General features: G+C 41.0%; 21 protein-coding genes, 1 tRNA gene and 1 pseudogene. 7 read left to right on the top strand and 16 right to left on the bottom strand.

Features of this window, described 5'->3' with window-relative positions:
* Window positions 1-35: 35 nt before the first annotated feature.
* The gene (locus ACFSR3_RS05455) at window positions 36-992 is read right to left on the bottom strand and encodes an OmpA family protein (protein ID WP_379820069.1); all 957 of its coding nucleotides are present in this window, start codon (window positions 990-992) and stop codon (window positions 36-38) included.
* Window positions 993-1,023: 31 nt separating this feature from the next.
* The gene (locus ACFSR3_RS05450) at window positions 1,024-1,785 is read right to left on the bottom strand and encodes an exodeoxyribonuclease III (RefSeq protein ID WP_379820068.1); all 762 of its coding nucleotides are present in this window, start codon (window positions 1,783-1,785) and stop codon (window positions 1,024-1,026) included.
* A 190-nt stretch (window positions 1,786-1,975) separates the two neighbouring features.
* Here ACFSR3_RS05450 and ACFSR3_RS05445 point away from each other — a divergent pair, with 190 nt between their 5' ends.
* Window positions 1,976-3,799, top strand: a complete 1,824-nt coding sequence (locus ACFSR3_RS05445) for a GNAT family N-acyltransferase (RefSeq protein WP_114758484.1) — start codon at window positions 1,976-1,978, stop codon at window positions 3,797-3,799.
* 183 nt (window positions 3,800-3,982) lie between these two features.
* Window positions 3,983-4,870 (top strand): Fic family protein, encoded by an 888-nt coding sequence (locus ACFSR3_RS05440; protein ID WP_379820067.1) that lies wholly within the window; start codon window positions 3,983-3,985, stop codon window positions 4,868-4,870.
* Window positions 4,871-4,878: 8 nt separating this feature from the next.
* On the opposite strand, the gene ACFSR3_RS05435 is transcribed toward ACFSR3_RS05440, so the two are convergent.
* Entirely contained in the window at window positions 4,879-5,262 is a 384-nt protein-coding gene (locus ACFSR3_RS05435; protein WP_379820496.1) for a VOC family protein, read from the bottom strand.
* Window positions 5,263-5,289: 27 nt separating this feature from the next.
* A pseudogene (locus ACFSR3_RS05430) lies at window positions 5,290-6,249 on the bottom strand (2-hydroxyacid dehydrogenase); the annotation flags it as partial.
* Between the two features lie 196 nt (window positions 6,250-6,445).
* Between ACFSR3_RS05430 and ACFSR3_RS05425 the strand changes: the two are divergent.
* Entirely contained in the window at window positions 6,446-7,447 is a 1,002-nt protein-coding gene (locus tag ACFSR3_RS05425) for a hypothetical protein (RefSeq protein ID WP_379820066.1), read from the top strand.
* A gap of 3 nt (window positions 7,448-7,450) precedes the next feature.
* Here ACFSR3_RS05425 and mgtE read toward each other — a convergent pair whose 3' ends face one another.
* The 6 genes from mgtE to serS all read right to left on the bottom strand — a co-directional run bounded on the left by mgtE (window position 7,451) and on the right by serS (window position 13,887).
* A complete protein-coding gene (gene mgtE / locus ACFSR3_RS05420) occupies window positions 7,451-8,803 on the bottom strand; it encodes a magnesium transporter (RefSeq protein ID WP_379820065.1) in 1,353 nt (450 codons plus the stop codon).
* A complete protein-coding gene (rsmA, locus tag ACFSR3_RS05415; protein ID WP_169520862.1) occupies window positions 8,793-9,572 on the bottom strand; it encodes a 16S rRNA (adenine(1518)-N(6)/adenine(1519)-N(6))-dimethyltransferase RsmA in 780 nt (259 codons plus the stop codon). Before rsmA ends, mgtE begins: the two co-directional genes overlap by 11 nt.
* 34 nt (window positions 9,573-9,606) lie before the next feature.
* Window positions 9,607-9,924 (bottom strand): DUF4286 family protein, encoded by a 318-nt coding sequence (locus tag ACFSR3_RS05410; protein ID WP_379820064.1) that lies wholly within the window; start codon window positions 9,922-9,924, stop codon window positions 9,607-9,609.
* Window positions 9,925-9,988: 64 nt separating this feature from the next.
* The gene (locus ACFSR3_RS05405; RefSeq protein ID WP_379820063.1) at window positions 9,989-11,767 is read right to left on the bottom strand and encodes a tetratricopeptide repeat protein; all 1,779 of its coding nucleotides are present in this window, start codon (window positions 11,765-11,767) and stop codon (window positions 9,989-9,991) included.
* Complete coding sequence (locus ACFSR3_RS05400) at window positions 11,764-12,480, bottom strand: hypothetical protein (protein ID WP_379820062.1); 717 nt, start codon at window positions 12,478-12,480, stop codon at window positions 11,764-11,766. Before ACFSR3_RS05400 ends, ACFSR3_RS05405 begins: the two co-directional genes overlap by 4 nt.
* A 135-nt stretch (window positions 12,481-12,615) precedes the next feature.
* A complete protein-coding gene (serS, locus tag ACFSR3_RS05395) occupies window positions 12,616-13,887 on the bottom strand; it encodes a serine--tRNA ligase (RefSeq protein WP_114758476.1) in 1,272 nt (423 codons plus the stop codon).
* A gap of 181 nt (window positions 13,888-14,068) precedes the next feature.
* On the opposite strand from serS, the gene ACFSR3_RS05390 reads away from it, so the two are divergent.
* Window positions 14,069-15,970 (top strand): M1 family aminopeptidase, encoded by a 1,902-nt coding sequence (locus tag ACFSR3_RS05390; RefSeq protein WP_379820061.1) that lies wholly within the window; start codon window positions 14,069-14,071, stop codon window positions 15,968-15,970.
* Here the strand turns inward: ACFSR3_RS05390 and ACFSR3_RS05385 are convergent.
* Together ACFSR3_RS05385 and ACFSR3_RS05380 are read right to left on the bottom strand one after the other, a co-directional pair.
* On the bottom strand, window positions 15,967-16,797 hold the full coding sequence (locus ACFSR3_RS05385) for an HAEPLYID family protein (protein WP_379820060.1): 831 nt from the start codon (window positions 16,795-16,797) through the stop codon (window positions 15,967-15,969). The two genes, ACFSR3_RS05390 and ACFSR3_RS05385, sit on opposite strands and share 4 nt — an antisense overlap.
* Before the next feature lie 80 nt (window positions 16,798-16,877).
* Window positions 16,878-18,107: an MFS transporter gene (locus tag ACFSR3_RS05380; protein WP_379820059.1), complete on the bottom strand. Its 1,230-nt coding sequence runs from the start codon at window positions 18,105-18,107 to the stop codon at window positions 16,878-16,880.
* Between the two features lie 174 nt (window positions 18,108-18,281).
* On the opposite strand from ACFSR3_RS05380, the gene ACFSR3_RS05375 reads away from it, so the two are divergent.
* The gene (locus ACFSR3_RS05375) at window positions 18,282-18,830 is read left to right on the top strand and encodes a hypothetical protein (RefSeq protein WP_379820058.1); all 549 of its coding nucleotides are present in this window, start codon (window positions 18,282-18,284) and stop codon (window positions 18,828-18,830) included.
* Window positions 18,831-18,882: 52 nt separating this feature from the next.
* Here ACFSR3_RS05375 and ACFSR3_RS05370 read toward each other — a convergent pair whose 3' ends face one another.
* The 4 genes from ACFSR3_RS05370 to ACFSR3_RS05355 are packed head-to-tail and all read right to left on the bottom strand — an operon-like array spanning window position 18,883 to window position 22,324.
* Window positions 18,883-19,317, bottom strand: a complete 435-nt coding sequence (locus ACFSR3_RS05370) for a DUF1801 domain-containing protein (RefSeq protein ID WP_379820057.1) — start codon at window positions 19,315-19,317, stop codon at window positions 18,883-18,885.
* Between the two features lie 8 nt (window positions 19,318-19,325).
* Complete coding sequence (locus ACFSR3_RS05365) at window positions 19,326-20,309, bottom strand: 2-hydroxyacid dehydrogenase (protein WP_379820056.1); 984 nt, start codon at window positions 20,307-20,309, stop codon at window positions 19,326-19,328.
* Between the two features lie 17 nt (window positions 20,310-20,326).
* On the bottom strand, window positions 20,327-21,277 hold the full coding sequence (locus ACFSR3_RS05360; RefSeq protein WP_379820055.1) for an aldo/keto reductase: 951 nt from the start codon (window positions 21,275-21,277) through the stop codon (window positions 20,327-20,329).
* 6 nt (window positions 21,278-21,283) lie between these two features.
* On the bottom strand, window positions 21,284-22,324 hold the full coding sequence (locus ACFSR3_RS05355) for a Gfo/Idh/MocA family oxidoreductase (RefSeq protein WP_379820054.1): 1,041 nt from the start codon (window positions 22,322-22,324) through the stop codon (window positions 21,284-21,286).
* A gap of 178 nt (window positions 22,325-22,502) precedes the next feature.
* Here ACFSR3_RS05355 and rseP point away from each other — a divergent pair, with 178 nt between their 5' ends.
* Together rseP and ACFSR3_RS05345 are read left to right on the top strand one after the other, a co-directional pair.
* Entirely contained in the window at window positions 22,503-23,840 is a 1,338-nt protein-coding gene (rseP, locus tag ACFSR3_RS05350) for an RIP metalloprotease RseP (protein ID WP_379820053.1), read from the top strand.
* 150 nt (window positions 23,841-23,990) lie between these two features.
* Window positions 23,991-24,064: transfer RNA gene (locus tag ACFSR3_RS05345), tRNA-Asn, on the top strand.
* Window positions 24,065-24,122 lie beyond the last annotated feature (58 nt).

Below are 24,122 nucleotides of genomic sequence, written 5' to 3'. Positions count from 1 at the left end.
GATAGTATACGGCCTTTTGTTGTTTTATAAAAATCTTAAATCTCGTTAAGCATTTTGTTTAGCTCATCCAATTTTGGCGTAAGGATGATCTCAATCCTTCTGTTTTTCGATTTACCTTCAGTAGTATCATTGCCTGCTATTGGAGCATATTCGCTACGTCCTGCGGCTGTAAGATTTCTGGGATTTACCTCTTTGTTCTCTTTCAGGATGTGAACAATGGCTGTAGCACGTTTGGTAGAAAGATCCCAGTTATCAGCAATATCACCTCCGCCCTTGTAGGCAACATTATCCGTATGTCCTTCAATAAGTACTGTGATATCAGGATTTGCTGCCAATACCTTACCTACTTCAGTTACCGCTTTTTTACCTTCAGAACCTACTGTCCAGCTACCTGAACCAAACAATAGCTTGTTCTCCATAGAAACGTATACTTTTCCGTTTTTCTGCTCTACGGTAAGACCTTTACCTTCAAATCCGTTAAGCGCTTTGGAAAGGGTTTCTTTCAGTTTTTTTAGCCCTGCCTCCTGAGCAGCGATCATACCTTCAAGCTCGTCTACACGCTGTGAACGTTCGTCAAGTTCAGACTTCAGCATATTTAACCTGGCCTGTTCTGCAGCAAGTGCTTTTTGTTTTGCTTCAAGTTCAGCTAGAAGCTCACGGTTTTTCTTGCTCATATTGGCATTAGCCTCTCCGCTCGATTTTTCAAGATCGTTGTATGAGGATTGCATTTTGTCAAGCCCCGACTTGGTAGATGCATAATCTTTAGAAAGTCTATCCCTTTCGGCAATTAGCTTATCCAGTTGTGCCTGCAGGTCTTTTGACTTGTTATCAAGCTCATTCCTATCTTTAGTCAGTGTAGCATTTTCATCTGACAGTGTACGGTTTTCCTTTTTAAGGTCGGCATATTTGGTTTCCAGGTCGGTATACACCTTTTTAGAAACACAGCTCGTCATCAGTGCGAGTGCCAGCACTGCTGCCGAAATAGTTTTCATCTTCATCTTTTATATATGTTTTATTGGTAATCTAATCAAACTCCACCACTATCGGGCAGTGATCGCTATGTTTGGCTTCAGGCAAGATAACCGCACGGGTAAGGCGTTCACGCATAGGCTCGGTAGCAAGCGCATAATCAATACGCCAACCTTTGTTATTGCCACGGGCACCAGCGCGGTAGCTCCACCAGCTGTAGTTATGCGGTTCTTTATTAAAATGACGGAACGTATCAACAAATCCGCTCTTCATAAAGGCATCAAGCCACGCTCTTTCTTCCGGAAGGAAACCTGAGACCTTTGCATTACGAATGGGATCATGAATGTCTATGGCCTCATGACAAATGTTGTAATCGCCACAGATGATAAGATTCGGAATCTCTTTTCTCAGGTTATCTACATATACCCTGAAATCATCCATGTATTTGAATTTATGATCCAATCGGTCTATATTTGTTCCCGACGGCAGGTAAAGGCTCATTACCGAGAAAGTATCAAAATCAAGCCTTAGGTTACGGCCTTCAAAGTCCATGTGTTCTATTCCGGTACCATATACCACATTGTTCGGCTTATGCTTAGAAAATATGGCTACACCGCTATATCCCTTTTTTTGTGCCGAAAACCAGTAGTGGTATGGATATCCTGCTTCTTCAATTTCATGTATTGCCACCTGATCGTGGGTTGCTTTGATTTCCTGTAGACAGATGATATCCGGGTCGGCCTGTTTTAACCAGTCCATAAACCCTTTAGTAAAAGCGGCGCGGATGCCGTTTACATTGTAAGAAATAATTCTCATTGCAAATAGTTTGGTTCCCAAAAATAACCAAAAAACCAAACAAATAGAATAAGCTTCCGTTAATAACACATAACTAGCTATATACTAACAAAATACACTTGATTTTTAATATAATCATTAAAAAAGACAATCATCCTTAACGTTTCGCTATAATTATTATCTTTGTTTTTCGTCCGAAACACAAATGTAGATGAGTTTAGTTACAGCTAAAGAAGTTGCAAAAGCAATAAAGACTGACAAATACGGGTTTTTAGGAACTTTTTCAGGCTGGCTTCTGATGAAGATCTTAAAGATCTCAACCCTTAATAAAATATACGACAGGAACAAGCATCTTAGCGATCTTGAATTCCTGAATGCCATACTTGATGAATTCCAGATAAAATTTGAAATTCCGGAAGAAGACCTTAAGCGATTGCCCAAGACCGGACCTTACATTACTGTTTCCAACCATCCACTGGGTGGAATTGACGGGATACTACTACTAAAGTTAATGGTTGAAAAAGACCCTGACTTTAAGATAATCGCAAACTTTTTATTACACCGAATAGAGCCCCTTAAACCTTATGTAATGCCGGTTAATCCTTTTGAAAACCACAAGGATGCCAAATCAAGTGTTACGGGGATTAAGGATGCGCTTCGCCACCTTAGCGATGGCAAGCCTTTAGGAATTTTCCCTGCAGGTGAGGTTTCTACCTACAAAGACGACAAGCTTGTTGTAGATAAACCGTGGGAAGAAGGTGCTATGCGACTTATCAAAAAGGCAAAAGTACCTGTAGTTCCTATCTACTTTCATGCTAAGAACAGCAGACTGTTCTATTTTCTTTCTAAACTGAGTGATACATTGCGCACTGCTAAGCTGCCATCAGAGCTTCTTACACAAAAAGACCGTGTCATTAAAGTAAGGATAGGCAAACCTATTTCGGTAGCTGAACAGGAAGAACACGAAACACTTGAGGCTTACACAGAATTCATCAGGATAAAAACCTATATGCTTGCCAATCCTTTTGAAAAGGAAACCAAGCTTATAGATACTGCAAACCTGAATCTTACCAAGATTACTTCAAGAGGACCAAAAGATATTGCTACACCTGCGCATCTGGATAAGATTATGGGTGAAGTAGCCGCGCTTAGAAAAGGCGATTACCGACTGCTGCAAAGTAAAAACTATGAGGTTTTCTTTGTATCTGCCGATAAGATCCCAAACATACTGCACGAGATAGGGCGCCTTCGCGAAATTACATTCCGTGAAGTGGGAGAAGGGACAAACGAATCACTTGACCTTGACCAGTACGACAAGTACTATCATCATATGTTCCTTTGGGACGAAGACACTAAACAAATTGCCGGAGCCTACCGCATGGGACTTGGGTCGGAGATATATAAAAAATATGGTATTGACGGATTCTATCTGCATGACCTGTTTCGCTTTGAACCGGAACTGTATGACATGATGAGTAAGTCTATCGAGATGGGTCGCGCCTTTATCGTAAAAGAATACCAGCAAAAACCGATGCCACTATTCCTGTTATGGAAAGGCATCGTACACACTACCCTTCGTTACCCGGAACATAAATTCCTTATTGGTGGGGTGAGTATCAGTAACCAGTTCTCTGACTTCTCTAAATCGCTGATGATTGAGTTTATGAAGTCGCATTATTACGACCCATACATCGCTCAGTACATACACCCTAAAAAAGAATACAAGGTAAAACTGAAAGATGCCGATAAAGACTTTGTATTTAACGAAGCTGAAGCCGACCTGAACAAATTCGACAAGTTCATTGAAGAGGTAGAACCGGGTAACCTGCGCCTGCCGGTACTTATTAAAAAATACATTAAGCAAAACGCAAGAGTTATTGCATTCAATGTCGACCCGCTATTCAACAACGCTATTGATGGGTTGATGTATATTCGTATAGCCGACCTGCCGGAAAGTACCGTAAGACCTGTTATGGAAGAATTTCAGGCCGAACTGGAACGCAAGCTTGCCGAAAAAGGCGAAGAACATTTGTAAGATTAACATACTTAACAATACTAAAAATCTCCTCACATCAATAAGGGGATTTCTTTTTACATCTATCGGCAAGAAATGATATTTTAAATCCTATATGTTATTTTCTTTGCCGATATCGGCAAAAAATGCTATTATTAAATCCATTTATAGCTATATTTGCCGATAACGGCATATTTATAAACAATGGGATATATTTCTGTAAGTGAGTTCGCAGGAAAACACAACAAATCCGAGAGAACCATCCGCAACTATTGCGCAACCGGAAAGATTAAAGGTGCATTCCTTACCGGAAAAACCTGGAATATTCCGGAAGATGCCGCATTGCCTGAAAAGAACACTAAAAAATCCGCTGGTAATGTCTTACTCAATCAGCTTAAAGAGCAAAAGGATATGAAACTTAAAGGAGGAATCTATCACCGTACTCAAATAGATCTTACTTACAATTCAAATCGTATTGAAGGTAGCAAACTGACCCAGGACCAAACGCGCTATATATTTGAGACCAATACTATAGGAGCCTCAAAAGAAATTCTTAATGTTGACGACATTATTGAAACCAGCAACCACTTTCGTTGTATTGATATTATCATTGAAAATGCTACAAAGAAACTTACGCAATCATTCATAAAAGAATTGCATTTGATGCTTAAATCGGGAACATCTGACAGCCGAAAAGACTGGTTTAATATAGGCGATTATAAAAAATTGCCTAATGAGGTTGGAGGAAATCAAACCTGCCCTCCGGAAATGGTTCCTGATAAAATGAAAGAGCTATTAGACGAATACAATCGTATTGAAAAAAAAACCTTTGAAGATATTGTTTCTTTTCATTATCAATTTGAGATTATACATCCATTTCAGGATGGTAACGGGCGTGTAGGACGTCTGATAATGTTTAAGGAATGCCTTGCCAACAATACTGTTCCATTCATTATAGATGAAGACCTAAAGCTTTATTATTACAGGGGCCTACAGGAATGGAACAATATAAGAGAATACTTATTAGACACCTGCTTAACAGCCCAGGATAATTATAAACTAGTCCTCGACTATTTTAAGATTAACTATTAGACACCTCTCTATAAAAACACCCTATCATTAGGCTCCCATAATTCTATCTTGTTGCCTTCAGGATCTATTATCCATCCGAACTTGCCATAGTCGTATGCCTGAGGCTCATCAACAATAGTAACGCCTTCTTTTTTTAACTTTGATAAAAGACCATCAAGGTCATGTACCCTGAAATTTTGCATAAATTGTTTTTCAGATGGCGCAAAATAGGTTGTATCAGCAGCAAAAGGCGACCATTGTGTTGAGGCATCGTTACCATTTTTATCTTTCCACCAAAAGGTACAGCCATAATCATCGGTATTTAGTCCCAGGTGTTTTTTATACCAGTCCTTCAATTCGGCAGGATTATCCGACTTAAAGAAAAGCCCACCTACCCCTGTTACACCCGGCAGTTGTTTTTCGCTTTCGGCAGTGCCAAAATAAATCGCCTTTATCTTGTCAACAATCACCTGTGCCAGCCTTTCGTGGCTTTCAAATGTCCAGCCCGCAATATGTGGTGACAGCAATACATTATCAGAATCTAACAGGTATTGAAATGCTTCCGGAATACCACCGTCGGTAAACAGGTGTTCAAACGACAGTTTCTCATATTCTAACACATCCAGTGCAGCCCCTAATACTTTCCCCGACTTAAGTGCATCGGCAAGGTCCTGTGTTACTACACTTTTTCCACGGGCTGTGTTTACCAGCCAAAAGGGTTTTGCAAAAGCATTTATAAAATCAGCATTTACCATTTTGTTGGTTTCCGGCGTCCACGGTGTATGCAGGCTCAGTACATCAGCTTTTTGCTGTAGTTCTTCCAGAGAAACCTGTTTCGCATTTGCGTCACCTACCATTGGCTGAATATCATAACACAGCACTTCCACATCAAAACCTCTTAATTTTTTGGCAAAGGATTTTCCCATATTACCATAGCCAATAATACCTACTGTTTTTCCGTCCAGCTCATGGCCTCTGTTCCCCTCACGAATCCAGTGTCCGTCGCGTATCTGCCTGTCGGCCCTGTTCAGGTTATTGAATAATGATAATAACATACCCAATGCCTGCTCACCTACGGCGTTACGGTTTCCCTCGGGTGCAGCAATAAGGTGGATACCTTTACTTTCGGCATAATCACAGTCAATACTTTCCAATCCTGCCCCTACACGAGCAATAAATTGCAAATTGGTAGCAGCATCCAAAAACTTTTTGTCAATATCAAAACGGCTACGGATAATAATACCGTTGTATCCTGCAATCTTTGCTTCAATCTCTTCTTTAGACGATTTATAGTCGGCATGGTTTTCAAAACCGGCGGCTTCCAGCTGATTCCAAAGTATAGGATTATTGCTGTCGATGTGAAGGATTTTTACGTTTTGGGTCTCTGGTTTCGGATTCATTGTTCAGGGTGTATAGTCTCCCACAAAGTTACGTAAAGGATATTGATATCCTGCAAGGTCTTTGAGACCTTGTAGGTATACTCAGACTTACCATTAAACCTACAAGGTTTTGGAAACCTTGCAGGTTAACATACTCTACAACAAAATATTTCGTTGTAAGATAAATCACTACTTTATTAAACCAAACCAACTAACAATGAAATATTTACTCTGCTTACTCCTATTCAGTAGTCTGTGTTGTGCCCAGGATTTTCAGAATTACACCAAAGTCACCGTATGCCGACTGGTAAATTCTGATGCCACTGGTCCATGCAGCATTGAATATTATGCAAAGAAACTAAAACGCACCGGACACTACATTCAGGCGATGGAATCGTATAACGACACCTTGGTCTACAATTTGCTTAAACTAAAAGCAGATGCTAAAACATGGCCTACCGAAACCTGCAACTGCGGACAGGAACCCGACCCAGGTGAAAAACCTTTGGTAACCGGTATGTTCATTGTGGAAGTAAACAGTTTTAAGGACACGATATTTACCACTGTGAATCAAAAAGGAATATTTTTCCCTGACGAGAAACTACAATATGTGGCTCCCGAAAATAATATTCGTTTGGCTTTTACAAAAGATGTGGATGATTTCTTTAAAAGGGATTTTGCTACCGAGATTGAAGCCTGGAAAATGGATATTATTTCTGCCAAAGACATTACTTACATGAAGAAAAACATGTACGGACTAACACGTCGGGAATTCGAAAAGAACATTTCTTATTTCAACATGGTATCTACCGACAGTACTTATTTTAATGGAAAATTCATGAAGGTGGAAAAAATCTATCGCATAGGTGATATGGAATTTTATTTTGAAGGTAAGGAGCAAAAGCTAAATAAGATCAACATCTTCAACACAACAAAAAAACAATATTACAGTCCCACTACGGTCATTGTTATTGATGGTGTAAAGATTGGGGATAGCGAAGAGGTACTCTGCAATAAATATGACAATTCTACCCTACTGAAACATTGGGATGCGCCACTGGTAGCCATCAATAACTATTACACCTATGAGATAAAACTCAATAACGAGGAGGGCGTGGTACGCTATGCCATTCGTAATGGCAATATTTATGAAATATCCATTGGTTTTTGGTATCCCGCAATAAAGGATAAAAAGGACGTTGTTAAAAAGGCGAGATAATATTTAAAACCCAAGTATCGCTTTAGCAATAGAAAAGTAAATAAGGATACCGCAAATATCATTACTTGTAGTAATGAATGGCCCTGTAGCCAAAGCAGGATCGACACCTACTTTATTAAGCAAAATAGGCACAAAGGTTCCTATAAGTGACGCAATAACGATTACAGAAACCAATGATACACTAACGGTAAGACCAACCTCATAGCTTACATCAAGCAGGAAATGGCTCCCTAAGATAAGTATCAATGCCAGGATGGATCCGTTTAAAAGCGTAAGCAATACCTCTTTTACAAGTCGGCTAAAAAGTGATCCGCTAATGCTGTTGTTGGCAAGACCCTGCACAATGATCGCAGATGACTGTACGCCCACATTGCCTGCCATTGCAGCAATAAGCGGGGTAAAGAAAAATAACTCTCCATGGTTTTTCATTGCAGGTTCAAAAATACCCATCACTTTTACGGTTACAAAACCACCAAGCAATGCCAGTATCAGCCAAGGCAAACGCGCTCTTGTAAGTTCAAGGATGCTATCATCCGCCTCAACGTCCTGAGAGATACCCGCCGCTAACTGGTAATCCTTATCGGCCTCTTCCTTAATAACGTCTACGATGTCGTCAATGGTAATACGCCCTACAAGTCGGCCCAGTTCATCAACAACCGGTATGGCCTCAAGGTCATACTTCTGCATGATACGGGCTACCTCAACATCGGGGGTAGTAACTTTTACATAATCAACTTTAGGGATGTACACCTCACTGATAGGTGTCTTGGTAGAGGTAACCAAAAGGTCTTTTAGCGAAAGCCTGCCTTTCAGCCTGCCTTCATCGTCTACCACATAAATGGAGTGCACACGCTGAACGTTCTCTGCCTGAACACGCATTTCACGTACGCAGGTAAGCACGTTCCAGTTCTCGTTTACCTTTACAAGCTCTTTACCCATAAGACCCCCTGCGGTATCTTCGTCATAACGAAGAAGTTCCACAATATCTTTGGCGTGCTCGGCATCAACAAGTTCCTGGATTACTTCGCCTTTCTTATCCTCCGGAAGTTCGGCGATAATGTCGGCAGCATCATCCGTACTAAGCTCATCAAGCTCTTCGGCAATTTCCTTAGGCGAAAGGTCTTTTAATATTTTTTCACGGACTTCCTCATCCAGCTCAAGCAGTATCTCTGCTGTTTTTTCACTGTCAAGGATATGGAAAAGGTAGCTGGCTTCACTGCTGTCCAGCTCGCCCATAATTTCGGCTATATCAGCAAAGTGAATATCCTCGAGTAATGCAACTAATTGCTCTTCACGGTTTTCACTTATATACTGCTCTATCTGAGCAATAAAATCCTTGCTGATTTTAAACTCCATTCGCCGCTATTTTTTGGGTAAGTTCTATGAATTGCTCCACCGAAAGCTGTTCCGGACGGAGGTCAAAGATACTATCTTCCTTTAAACTTTCGGTTAAGATATATGTTTTTAGACTGTTTCTAAGTGTTTTTCTGCGTTGGTTAAAAGCGGCTTTTACAACAGAGAAGAATAGCTTCTCATCTACAGGCAGATGGAAGTTTTCCTTACGGATTAACCTCAACACTCCCGACTTAACTTTTGGTGGTGGATTAAATACATGCTCTGATACGGTAAACAGGTATTCGGCATCATAAAATGCCTGCACCAGTACCGACAGGATACCGTAAGTTTTGCTGCCTTTCTTTTCGCAAATGCGTTCTGCCACTTCCTTTTGGAACATACCTGAGAATTCAGGAATCCTCTCACGAAGTTCCAGTGCACGAAAAACGATTTGCGATGAAATATTATACGGGAAATTACCAATGATAGCCAAAGGCTCATTGCCAAAATCTTTAGTGATATTGTATCTCAGGAAATCTTCAGAGATAATATGCCCGTGCAGTTTTGGGTAATGCGCATTAAGATATTCTACCGATTCGGTATCGATCTCAATCACATAGGTTTCTATGTCCTTATCCAAAAGGTATTTGGTAAGCACCCCCATACCGGGGCCTATTTCAAGTACTTTTTTGTAACCGTTAAGGGTTAGCGTATCGGCTATATCCTTTGCTATGCTCTCATCTTTAAGGAAATGCTGCCCAAGATGTTTTTTGGCTTTTACTTTATCCATATCATTATAGCCTTTGCGGCAGCTTAATTCTGTTCTAAACCGTAAATTCTTTCAGCACTTCAAGCTCTGTCCTAAAAGCAAGCATCTTGTCGCCAAAAAGAGAAATCCCTTCCTGTCTTAACTTTGGAGCATCCTCAGTCAGGTAAGATTCCAGTTTTTTGGCATCCTCCGCAAAGTATTGTGTTGAATAAGTGCTTCCGCCCATTTCCTCAACAATAAGTACTCTTACAAAAGTCGCTTTTACAAATTTACCTGTTGCCAATACTTCAGGAATATGCCTTTCAGTCATCCACAACAACCATTTGTCGTGAACGCTGTCGTCTATATTTATAGTTACGTTGTATATAATCATCGTGATGCGGTTATTCGGTGATTTGGTTATTTGAACAAATAACCTGTTGCAAAGGTACGATTAATTAACTATTCGTGTCGCCTCTAAGCTGCCTGAATTGTTTTCGGGCCTCTACAAAGTAGATACTGTCCTGATGTTCAAAGATGATCTTCTCATACAGCGGCTTTGCTTTTTCAGGATCGTTTAGTTTTTTATTGTAGATCTCGGCCGAGAAGAACAGCGCCTCATCCACATAAATACCTTCTTTGTATTTATCGATCACCTGCTGGTAGTTTTGCAATGCAAGGTCATACTGTCCTTTGCTTTCGTATATTTCGCCAAGGCGGATGTGGGTTACATCTTTTATACTCTCTGTATTATCCTTTTCAATAAGATCTTTAAATACGGCAAGTGCCTCATCTTTTTTGTTTTGGTATAGCTTAAAGTCGGCTTTAGCAAATTTCTTAAGTGCAGTCTGTGTACTGTCTTCAACAGTATTATCAAGGATTAGCAGGAACAGCTCCAGCGCGTCATTGGCAATAAGCTGTGACGATGACGACTTAAGTACCGTAAGCTGTTTTTGCGCCCATTCAAAATCGCCTTTAAAATAACTTGTACGTGCTACCTTAAAACTTGCTTCGTGACCAACAGCATCATTTTTAAGATCTTCTTCTATCTGGGCATAATAAATGATCGCCTGATTGAATTTTTCATCAAGCAAAAGAATATCCGACAACTTCATTTTTACCTCAGCGGTCTGGTAACGGTTTAACTGAAGGCCTAATGCTGTATTCAGCGTCTGTGTAGCCGCTTTGGTATCCTTCAGGTAAAAACCCTCAAAATCGGCTTTTTGCAATTGCAGCTTAAGCGAATAAGGCGTAGTTCCATATTGCACCAAAAGAGAATCGATGCGCTGTTTGATCGATGGATAATCCTTAGGTTGTGCAATGGCAATATCCATTTCCAGCAAATCAAATTCGGCACTCATCTTTATCGATGGCTCGTCTGTGTTTTCCATAACAAATGCCAGTATCTCGCGGGCAGCTGCATCTTCGTGCTCATCTTTGGCAAGACGCCCAAGATTTACAATATTCAGAAACATATCCGGATTACGTTTAAAGATGGCTTTTTCCTGAATAAAGGCTTTGCCATATTCTTTTTGCTGCACAAAATACCAGCTCAAAAACTGGTTCCAAAAAATATCCTGTGTCTTTTGGGTGTTCAACAATAAAGCTTTGCGGAGCGATGCATTAAAAGTATCGCTGCCCTCTTCGTTCATAAAACGCGACAACTGGTTTTGCACCACTACCAGGCTCTGCTGATTGTTATAGGCATACGAAAGCAATTTATCGATCATCTGCTCGGTATTACCTAGCTGACCCTGTATAAGTGCCAGCTGGTAATCAAAATTCATGCTCTTGTTTATGGAAGTCGCCGTATCATAGGCTTTTATAGCATATTCCAGTAATACCTTTTGTTCGAAGGCATTGGCTACAGAATAGGCATACGATGGATTATCGGCTACAGCTTTAATGGCAAGATTATAATTCTTCTCTGCCTTGCCCATATCCTTTTGTAGCTGGTAGTTATAACCCAACTCTACATATAGCTGTGGCTGATTGGTACGCTCAATCTTTTCCTTAAGATACTTTTCGGCCTCCTGATATTTTTGAAGCTGCTGCTGGCAGGCTACGATCTTCTGAATGAAAAACGTATTCCCCGGCTGTTTCTTTTCAAGGTCCTGATAGGTAGCAAGCGCTTTTTCAAATTCTCCTTTTTCAAAGTAATTAAAAGCCAGCTGCTCGTTTTGCGCAAATACCGCAACCGAACAGAACAAGGCTATTATGGCAACTATTTTTTTCATAAATTAAAGAAATCAATCTGCCCGGATTTGTCAAGATCCTGCAGCGTGATAAATTTATCGATTTTAATCTTTTTCCAAACTGTTTTGGGGTTGTTTTCCCCGTCAGCAAACATATTTCCCCAGTTTGTCTCCGATTTTTTCTTGGTCAGGAAGTTAATGCTGGTCAGGCTCTCCTCTCCTGAACTCCTGCTGAATTCAGAATGATCATATCCTATAAGCACAAACTCACCATCCTGCCATCGCAGCTTAAAACATTCGTTTGTAACTCCATAACTACCGCAACTTAACCAGTAATGAAAGCTGACTGAAAGCACTCCGTTTTTTATTTCCATCCCACCCGATTTCATAAACGGGTCTTCAAGACAGGACGATTCAGCATCATTTTGCGAAGGGATAAAGTTCCTGTTAAGCCCTGCAAGTTGGTATCCTTTTTCTTCTTTAAAAAGAATCAGCAAATACCTTGGATTAATATTTAATATAGGCGCGCCCAGAAATTCATTCTCTATAAAATTCTCTTTATTGGTATCCTCGATAACTATTGCAATATCGTCAGCCTTATCCTTATTAAGGTCACCTGTTTTACTGGTAATAATCTTCCATCCATCCGGTACAAAAGCAAGCATATCTTTACCATAATCGGTTATTTGTACCTCCTCCTGGGAAAAAAGCAGAGAAGAGCCCAACAATAACAGTATGCTAAATAGCTTTTTCATTTATGGAAACCTTTTAAATACAAAACGCGGATAACACCTTTTTAGCATTACCCGCATTCGGTATAAACAAATATATTAATTTATTACTTGAGTCCGCAAAACTTTGTCACTTTGCGACTCAGTAACTAAAAGTAACTAATCAATAATATCAAATCCTGTATACTTTCTTAACACTTCCGGTATTACGATACCTTCAGGCGTCTGGTAGTTTTCAAGGATTCCTGCAAGTACTCTTGGCAATGCCAGTGAGCTTCCGTTAAGCGTGTGTGCCAGTTGATTTTTACCCTCTTTGTCACGGAAACGAAGCTTAAGTCTGTTCGACTGGAACGTTTCGAAGTTAGACACCGAACTGATCTCTAACCAACGGTCCTGAGCTGTAGAGAACACCTCAAAGTCATATGTAAGCGCCGAAGCAAAGCCCATATCACCACCACAAAGGCGAAGTACCCTGTATGGCAATCCAAGCTCGTCAAGTATTGTTTTTACGTGATCTACCATCCCGTCAAGGGCAGCATAAGAGTTCTCCGGTTTTTCAACGCGAACAATCTCTACTTTGTCAAACTGGTGCAGGCGGTTCAGTCCGCGTACGTGCGCACCATACGAACCTGCTTCCCTACGGAAACATGGTGTGTAACCTGTACATAATACAGGAAGGTCTTTTTCCTCGATGATAACATCACGGAAAAGGTTGGTTACCGGCACCTCAGCTGTTGGGATAAGGTAAAGGTCATCTAGACCTACGTGGTACATCTGTCCTTCTTTATCAGGAAGCTGTCCTGTCCCATAACCTGAAGCCTCATTTACAAGGTGTGGCACCTGGTATTCTTTATAACCTGCATCGGTATTCTTGTCTAAGAAATACGTAATAAGCGCACGCTGCAATCTTGCTCCTTTTCCTTTGTAAACCGGGAAACCTGCTCCTGTAATTTTTACACCCAACTCAAAGTCGATGATGTCATATTTTTTTGCCAGTTCCCAGTGTGGCAAAGCACCTTCAAACAATGTTGGGATATCACCCTGACGGTATACCTCAAGATTTTCTTCAGGGGTTTTTCCTTCCGGAACGATATCGGCAGGAGTGTTTGGCAGTTTGTAAAGTGCCTGAGTAAGCTCTTCACTCACTGTAGCAAGCGTTTCGCTTAGTTCTTTACTCTTATCTTTGTATTGTGTAGTCTTTTCTTTAAGCAGGGTAGCTTTAGCCTTTTCACCTGCTTTCATCAGTTCGCCAATGTCTTTGGACAGTTTGTTGGATTCAGATAAAATGGTGTCAAGTTCCACCTGAGTGTGCCTTCTTTTCTCGTCAAGTGCAATCACTTCGTCAACAAGTGCTGTGGCATCAAAATTTCTTTTGCCAAGCGCCTGTATCACTTTTTCTCTGTTTTCCCTAATAAATACTGTCTGTAACATGATACTGTTTTTTAATAAAGTGGAGCAAATTTAATGAATTGTTTTAACCAACCCATTAAACTTTTTAATTGAGGCGAAAATAGGAATTTTTATTTCAAATTTTGGCTTAAATCCTGCATATTTCAACCATTAAGCCATACCTAAAAACAGTTTTCTCATTACATTTGAAAAAAACTTTGCTATGAGCCGAATTTTTACCCCCATACTTCTCAGTCTTTTAGGCTTTGCTTCCGTATTTGCGCAAAGTACAGAGGACATTGCTGAAGCCGAAAGGAAATCGGGGCACAACCTGATGACATTTTCAGCCAATGCCCATACCGGAAATTATGATGTGGTATATCATAAGCTCGATCTGGCTGCCGACCCAACCGTGCATTTCATCAGCGGCACCGTAACTACCGATTTCATAGCTAAAGAAGACATGACCGAAGTAGTATTCGACCTGGCTTTTGAACTTGTTGTTTCTCAGGTTCAGCAAAATGGCAACAATCTGGCTTTTGCCCAAAATGAAAATGACGAACTGGTTATAACACTCCCTGCAACGCTGGCTGCAGGCAATCAGGCAAGGGTTGAAATAACCTATTCGGGAGCACCTCCTACCGAAAACGAAGCATTTGTAATAGGAACACATTCCGGAGCGCCTGTACTATGGACATTATCCGAACCCTATGGTGCCAAAGACTGGTGGCCCTGCAAACAGGATCTTATTGACAAAATAGACAGCCTTGATGTATATATAACAGCCCCCGCAGAATATGTTGCCGTGTCTAATGGCGTGGAAATTCCCGAAGCCGGAAATGGCACTATCACCAAGACTACCCATTTCAGGCATCAATACCCTATTCCGGCCTATCTTGTAGCGATAGCCATAAGCAATTACGGTATTTTTACCCAGCAGGCTGGAACTGCACCTAACAATTTCCCTATCGTAAATTATCTCTACCCCGAATCTCAGACGCAAAACGAACAAAACCTTGCTGTTACAATACCAATAATGGATTTTTACGAGCAGACATTTGAAACCTATCCTTTTCACAATGAAAAGTACGGCCATGCCCAGTGCGGTTTTGGCGGAGGTATGGAACACACCACAGTATCCTTTATGGGAAGCTTTGGGCGCAACCTTATTGCCCACGAACTGGCACACCAGTGGTTTGGCGACAAGATTACCTGCGGCTCATGGAAAGACATCTGGCTTAACGAAGGATTTGCCACCTACCTTTCGGGTATGGTGATAGAACATCTTGATGGCAATGAAGCCTTTAGAAACTGGAAGCTAAGCAACGTTGCCAATATTACTTCTCTTCCGGATGGAAATGTTTACCTTACCGATAATGATACAATAGATTCTAACAGAATCTTTAGTAGCAGACTTACTTATAACAAAGGGGCAATGGTACTGAATATGCTACGTGTAAAACTGAGTGACCCTGTTTTCTTTCAGGCCTTAAAAGCCTATTTAGCCGATACCGATCTGGCTTATGCCTACGCCAAAACACCCCAGTTGCAGGCACATCTTGAAGCCGCTTCAGGACTTGACCTGACCGAGTTCTTTAACGACTGGATATACAATCAGGGCTATCCTGTTTATACTATAACCGTTGACAATATTGAAAGTGGAAAAGCCCAGGTTACTATCAGCCAACAACAGTCACATGAGTCCGTTTCCTTTTTTGAGATGGGAGTCCCTATAAGACTTTTAGGACCGGAAGGAGAAGTTCAGGATTATGTACTCGAAAACACTGCCAACAATCAGGATTTTATTATTGATGTTCCTTTCACAGCTACCCAGGCAATTTTTGACCCAAAAAGTGATATCATCAGCAGGAATAGTACGATTACAGTAACAGGTGATTACTTTACGCCTTACCTGTATCCCAGCCCTGCAAACACACTGCTTACAGCAGCTTTAGCTGATGGCGTTATCGCAAAAGAGGCTATTATCTACAACACTTTAGGACAAAGAGTACTGGAAACCAACGGTGCTTCATCCTGGGATGTTTCAGGTTTTGCTACCGGTGTTTATTTTATGACATTGCATACTAACACCGGTACTACCGAACTGAAATTTTTAAAGAATTAAGGCACCCATATCAGTCTTGTCATAGCGCTAAGCCCGTGGTTGCTTCGCTCAGTTGCAGGGACTCCAACAGCAAGTCCAAGACTAACCCTGTCAGAGAACTGCACCTTAGCCTGTGGCCTGAATACTATAGATGGTTTTTCTTCTGAAAATTCCATATTGGTTTCTAATCCTACAAAGTTACCATTGGTAAAAACATAGTGCAGGTTAACATTTACTTCGGCAGAAGTATTCCATTCATTAGTTTCAAATTTCTGTTCGATAAGCGGACCCGTATATAAGAGCGTATGAATATGAGGTGTCAGTCTTTTGGCAGCAATAAAAATGGGATTGTACAATGTGCCTTCAAACAATTTGCCTTTATGGCTCAGGTCAGAAAAGCAGGAAAGCTCAAATTCCTGGATGTAGCCTACCGCCATTGATGTTTGGTATTTTTCTGAAACCCAAAATGTATATTGGGTTGCAACCTTCAGTCCTTCCAACCGGTTTTCGGGCATATCAAAACTACCGCTGTCATCGCGTTGCTGACCCTGGCATATCTCAAACGGAACCTCAACTTCCAATCCAAGCCTGTCGGCAACAGCAAACTCATATTCGGCAAAACCGGTGTAAGAAGTATAATTCTTCTCATCGGCCATCCCAAAACCCACATTTATCTCTTTTTCTCCCTTTCGCGCACCCAAATCACGGATAAGGTCAATATACAAAGGTTCGGCGTGGTGCAGTTTTAGTGGTTTCGTGGGGGGCGGAACAGCACTATCTTTAGCTTGTTGTGCATTCGCAGAAAAGAAAACAAAAATCAGTAGTATAATGGCAATGGCGTTCTTCATAATTCAATCCTTTGCTGTCAAAACTATTGGCACAAATAGGAAAGAATTAGGAAAAACAGGGTTTTAAGGAAACTTTAGGATTAGCCCTCGGCAGTAATAGCCTTTACTTTATAGACCAAAAAAGCAATTAGAAACCCGAATGCTCCAATGATGGCAAAAGATATACGCAGGCTGGTGGCATGTGCCACGTGACCTATTACCGGAGGCCCCAGCATAAACCCAAGGAAGCTGACACTCGACACGGTTTGCAGGGCAATACTCGGTTCCATACCCGGCCTGCGGCCTGCAATGCTGTATACACTTGGCACTACGGTACTCACCCCAAGGCCAACCATCATAAAGGCCAACGTTGCCGGAACAATATAAGGCAGCAGTACGGCAGTATACAAACCTATGGATATAAAGCAGCCGCTGATGATAAGCATTTTTTTACGGCCAATTTTACGCACTACAATATCGCCCATAAAACGGCCCGTTGCCATCATGGCCATGAATGAGGCATAACCCAATACGCCAAGAGGCCCGTCGACTTTAATGACATCGGTAAAATATACCCCGCTCCAGTCGAACATAATACCCTCGCTGAGCATACAACAAAAAGACATAGCCCCAAGCCATAACAAAACCGTATCAGGCTTACTGAAACGTTTCTTTTTCTCTTTGGGCGCTGCCATGCGTTTGGCTTTTATAAGGTATTTGTAATTAAAGAAGATCACTCCCCAAAGCATTACCCCTACAATGATGAAATGCAGGTAAGGTTCCACCTTAAAGCCTTTCATCAGGATGCCAATCAGAGCTCCGGTAAATCCGGCAGTGCTCCATGCTCCGTGAAAAGACGACATTACAGGACGGCGGAAAACACCTTCAGTAAGTATTCCCTGTGTATTAACAGAGATATTGGTAAGGTTACTGGATATACCGAAGAAGAATAAAGCAAGTGACAATTGCCACTGATCCTGTGAAAGGCCAAGCAGCATAAGTGCCGCAATGTAAAAGCTAAGTCCGAAAACTGCAGTGCGGTGACTGCCATATTTAACAGCAATCCTGCCGGAGAAGGCCATCATGCACATTTGCCCCACAGGGATGCAGAACAATATGGTACCCAGATCGCCTTCGCTAAGATTTAAGGCTCTCTTTATATCCGGGATGCGGCTCGCCCAGGTAGCAAAATTAAGCCCCATAGAAAAGTAAAACAGTGTAACCGCCCAGCGTATCCTGTTAAGGTACGACGCCTTTACATCCTTATACCCCTTGCGGTAGGCAATTGGGCTATCAGGTTGTGGGGTACTGTTTTTAACTTCTACGTTCATGCTGCAAAATTACACAGCCTGACTGATAATTGGTTAAGAGGAGAATAAATTTGTTTAGATTTGTTTTGTGACTAAAAGCACGAGGAGACGCTTATGCCAGCAAAAGGGGAAGATACGTTTTACTTTATATTTGCTATAAAGTAGATTTTCGAAACATTTATTAGCATTCCAGAAATGAAATTTATACTATTTAATCTATTAGCTATATCAATGCTCTCAATTCCTTTACGTATAAATAAGAATAGTGAAGATGACAAAATCCTTTGGAGTTCGACAAAAAGATTAAAATGGGATGATTTTAAAGGCATGGCAAATGACACTTTAGATACTCATGTAGCACAGACGCAAGGTTCCATAGAAATTGTTAGAACTGAGATATACAAAAATATTCCAAAGATAACTTTACACTGTTATTTCATAAAAAGCCTATCATGGACTAAAGTCGACGATATTGAAACATTAAATCATGAACAATTACATTTTGATATTTACGAACTTTTTACGCGAAAAATCAGGAAGGCTTTTAATGAACTCAATCGAAAAAATATATCTGACATTAATGAGTACCAAAAAGTATATAACCTATATATTGAAAAATGTAATGCCTTTAACGAATTATATGACCATGAGGTCTATTTTAACGAGAAAAAACAATTAATGTGGAATTTAAAAATTGAACAGGAACTTAAAAAACTAAAAGATTTCGAATATATTGATATTTAACCAATCTGACCCCCCTCTGGCGCTAGCGTCACTCTCGTGCCTAATCAAGCTATCAGTTTCCTCCTCCCGAAATCGCAACGCCATCTTTCACCGCAGTTTCTAGAATATCAAAATTAATGTCCTTTAGCTTTTTAAAGTTAATGCAATAGCCCGTTACTTTTGCTTTTCCTAACTTTTCTCCATAGCTATCCGGGAGGTGCTTTTTATCGGGTATACCCATAATGTAAACGGAAATCCCGGTAGTTTTCGCACTGATGCCTACCTGGTAAAATGGCCTGCTTGTACCGTCTTTATAATTTATAGTATATTCCCCATAGCCTATATTTGGGTTCGTAACAACTTTACCATCGTCGTTCGTGCCATCCAGAAACCATAGTTTGGCATCGGGTAATATGCTGAGCATAAACCGATGCAATTCCTGTATCTCGTTTTGTTGCATTTCGGGCAGGGAGGCAATGTAAGCTGATATTTGTTCTTCTGTGGTCATGATGGTAATTACTGTTGTTTGTATGCTTCCGGGTTAACGCATTTTGGCAGTTGCTCTCCTTTCAGTCCGGCAAGCAAGTTAGCAACCACCAGCTCCATCATGGCATCGCGGGTTTCTTTCACAGCCGATCCGATATGCGGCAATACCGAAACATTGGGCATATTGAGCAGAGGGTTGTCTATAGGCATAGGTTCAGGATTGGTAACGTCCAGTCCGGCACCCCAAATGGTTTTGTTATCGAGCGCAGCTTTTAGGTCGGTTTCGTTATGGATTCCGCCACGGGCAACATTTACAAAAATGGCATTAGGTTTCATTTTGGCAAAGGCCGATGCATTGAAAACTTCTTTGGTTTCGGGCGTAAGGTTAGCGTGAACGGAAATAATATCACTTTGACTTAACAGTTCATCAAAAGAAACCTTTTTAGCACCAAGTTCCTTCTCTGCTTTTTCGTTAGTGCTTCGATTATGATAAAGGATATCCATCCCGAAAGCATTTTTGCTTCGTTTAGCCATCTCATAACCGATACTGCCCAAGCCAAAGACGCCAAGTGTTTTTCCTTCAATATCTATCCCTAAAAGCTCGTTTGTATCTCCATACGATTTCCATTCGCCTTTAAGTGCTCTTTTATGATGAAAGAACGCTTTGCGCGATGTGGCAAGCATTAGCAAAAAAGCGGCATCGGCAGTGGCTTTGCTAAGAACATCGGGCGTATGCCCTATGGCAATACCCAATTTTGTAGCAGCGTCAATATCTATATTGTCATACCCTACAGAGTGCAGCGATACCACTTTGAGGTTTTTACATTGCTGTAATATGTCGGCAGTTATTTTCATGCCGGCCATAAGCATTATGCCGTCGGCTTCCTGAGCGTAGGTTATAAACTCATCCGGCGTCAGTTCCCTTTGACCAAGCCATTCGGTTACTATAATGCCATCATCCTGCAGTTTCTGAAAAACCTTTTCCGGCAATGCCCTGTTTGTGAATACTTTCATTTTAGCTATAGTATTAATTACCATGCACTTTCAGACGTAAGGAAATGCAACTGGTCTGCAGTGATTGCCAAATCCGGGGCTTTAATGATACTGTCTAACTGTGTGGTACTTGTAGCGCTTACTATTGGCGCTGTAACTGACGGGCGGTTGATAAGCCATGCCAAAGCCACCGTAGCCGGAGTACTGTTCAGTTCAGCAGCCACTTCATCCAGGGCAGCAAGTATTTTAAAACCGCGTTCGTCAAGGTATTTGGCTACACCTCCGCCGCGCTGGCTTTTGTTCAGGTCGGCTTCAGAACGGTATTTCCCGGTAAGGAATCCGCTTGCAAGCGAATAATAGTTAAGCACTCCAAGGTTGTTGCCAAGACATAAGGGCTCTAAACCATTTTCGAAGACTTCGCGCTCGTACAGGTTATAGTGAGGCTGAAAGGTTTGATAAGCCGGAAGATTATTGGTAACAGCAATATCCAGCGACTGTTTAAGTCTTTCGGGAGTAAGATTAGAAGCACCAATGTGGCGCACTTTACCTTCTTTTATCAGTTGGGCATAAGCTTCAAGTGTTTCCTCTATGGGTGTGGTTTCGTCGTCCCAGTGTGTTTGGTAAAGGTCGATGTAATCGGTTTGTAATCGTTTAAGGGAATCCTCAACCGCTTTGAGAATATATTTTTTTGAAAGATCTCTTTTGCCGCTGCCCATATCACTTCCTACTTTGGTTGCAATAATAAGTTTCTCACGATTACCTTGTTTTTTCATCCAGTTACCAATGATCGTTTCCGACTCACCTCCCTCATTACCCGCAGCCCAACGTGAATAAACATCAGCAGTATCAATAAAGTTAAATCCTGCACCGATAAAGGCATCGAGTATCTCAAAAGATTTCTTTTCATCAATTGTCCACCCAAAAACATTCCCTCCAAATGTTACGGGATATACATAAAGTTCTGTGTTTCCAAGTTGTCTTTTTTCCATAGCTATTTATAGTTGAATGATTTTTTTCTGCTCACTGCTGGCATAGGCAGCATCAATAACTTTCATGGTTTTAATACCATCTTCGGCAGTAACGGGTTCCGTTTTATTTTCGGCAATAGCCTCATATACGCCATCAAACAATGCATAGTAATTACCTTGTAATGTTGGGATATTTTTGCGAACTACCTCTCCGTTTATTTCGGTATGCAGCAAACCTTCTTTTTCGGCAGCTTCAGTACCCCAGTCGGTGCGGTTAGGTTTTGCTCCGGTTTTTAGCACATCTTCCTGAATGTCGCCGCGCTGTTTTAAAAATGTCCCTTTTTTACCATGAACTATGTAGGCAGGAATGGCTTCACGCACAAAAAAGCCTGCTTTAAGCCTCACTCTTTTGTCCGGATAGTACAAGGAAATATCAAACCAGTCATCTACCAGCGAATTTTCACGGGTAATCCTCACATCACCATGAACTGCCTCGGGATAACCGAAAAGGTACAATGCCTGATCTATGATATGCGGCCCTAAATCTTTCAGCACACCTGCACCTGCATTAGCGGTTTCCTTATGTATTTTTGGGCTCAGTAGCGGATTGTATCTGTCAAAATGAAATTCGGCTTCTACAATGTCACCTAATAAGTTTTGGTCAACCACCTGTTTTACGGTCATAAAGTCGCTGTCCCAACGGCGGTTTTGGTACACCGTAAGCTTCAGTCCTTTTTCTTTAGCAATGGCATTAAGTTCTTCGGCTTCGGCAGCTGTTGTGGTAAAGGCTTTCTCTACTAAAGCGTGTTTTCCGGCTAAAAGTGCCTTTTTGGCATATTCATAATGGGTTTCTACCGGTGTGTTTACCACTACCAGTTCTATATCATCTGCTAATAATTCTTCTAAGGAAGCATAGCTTTTTACGTTAGGATAATCGGTTTGTATAAGTTTCTTACTGCGCTCCCACGAGCCGGTAAGTTCAAATCCGTCGTGCAATTCCAGAAATGGCGCATGAAACACCTGTCCTGACATCCCGTAAGAAAGCAATGCTGTTTTTATCTTTTTCATGGTATAAATCGTATTACTAAACAAAAGTAAGGTTAAATTTACCTTTCCGTATTGAAACAGCGGGCATAACTTTTGATTATTAACAGATATTTAAACACAAACCTCTTGATTAAAATAGCGCACGGTAGATAGAAAATGCTATTTTTGTGCGTTTATAAAAGGAAATTAAAACTTTAGAATGGATACACTTGTACAGATTGCCCAGTTGGTTCTCATGTTGTCAATACTTGTAATACTGCATGAATTTGGGCATTACATCACCGCAAAAATGTTTAAGGTAAGGGTAGAGAAATTTTACCTTTTTATGGATGCGGGCTTTGCGCTTTTCAAGAAAAAAATTGGTGAAACAGAATGGGGTATCGGATGGCTGCCTATTGGTGGTTATGTAAAGCTTTCAGGTATGATAGACGAGAGCATGGATACCGAGCAAATGAAAAGCGAGCCAAAACCGTGGGAATTCCGTTCTAAGCCGGCATGGCAGCGCCTTATCATAATGATGGGTGGTATTATAGTAAATATCCTTTTGGCGTGGTTTATCTATACCGTTGTTTACTCTACATACGGAAAAAAATATGTGTCTACCGAAATGGTACAGCGCGACGGACTTGCCTTTGGTGAAACGGGACTTAATGTTGGTTTTAAAAACGGCGACAAGATCGTTAGCGTAGACGGTAAATACCAGGAGCGTTTTGACAGGATGATATTAGACGTGCTTCTGGGCGATGACATCAAAATTCAGCGTGACGGAAAGGTTATGGACCTTAAGCTTACCGACGAAAACAAAAAAGAGATACTTGATAAAGAAGGAAGGGATTTTATGAATCCGATGGTTAATGCTACCGTGGTAGATTCTTTCCCGAAACAATCCTTTGCTGCAGATGCGGGGCTTATGATTGGCGATACTATCGTTGGCGTAAACGGAAAGCCGCTTATGTACAGGGCACAGGTATCAGAGCAGGCGTTTAAAAACAAAGGCGGATCTATTACCCTTGATATAAAAAGAAACGGGGCTCCGTTACAGATAAAAACAAAAGTTGACAAAGAAGAAGGAACCATAGGAGTGTTCCATAATATTGTAGGTAATCCGGAATATACCGTTACGGAGCATTACAATTTCTTTACAGCGATACCTAAGGCTATGGAAGAATCATACTTCCTGCTTGTTTATAATGTAAAACAATTTAAGCTTATCCTTCGTCCTTCAACAGGTGCTTATAAGCACGTAAAAAGTGTTGTGGGTATTGCGAGCAATATGCCGACTACATGGAATTGGGAGTTTTTCTGGAAGTTTACCGCGCTTTTTTCAATCGGACTGGCGTTCATGAACGTGCTTCCGATCCCGGGTCTTGACGGTGGTCATGCCCTGTTTACCATTGCCGAAATGGTTACCGGAAAAAAATTAAGCGATAAAGCGGCAAGTGTAGTGCAAACAGTAGGTATGGTTATTTTACTAAGTCTCATGGTATTAACTTTCGGTAAAGATATTTATGATATTATCGCGAAAAAATTCTTTTAAAATTTTTCTGTTTTTGTTTGCAGAAACTAAAAATGGTTATATATTTGCACCGCAATAAAGGCAATACGCCAGTAAGCACAACGGTCTTTAAAACATCAAGTAATTAAAATCCGAAAGGGTTTAACCAAAATTACGAAACAATATACAGTTTCCTCCTTAGCTCAGTTGGTTAGAGCATCTGACTGTTAATCAGAGGGTCCTTGGTTCGAGCCCAAGAGGGGGAGCTTTCAAAAGCCACGCAATGCGTGGCTTTTTTCATTTATATACTTTATGAATTATACT

This window comes from Flavobacterium suzhouense (assembly GCF_042684765.1).
Classification (GTDB): Bacteria; Bacteroidota; Bacteroidia; order Flavobacteriales; family Flavobacteriaceae; genus Flavobacterium; species Flavobacterium suzhouense.
This window is presented reverse-complemented; position numbering and strand designations above follow the sequence as displayed.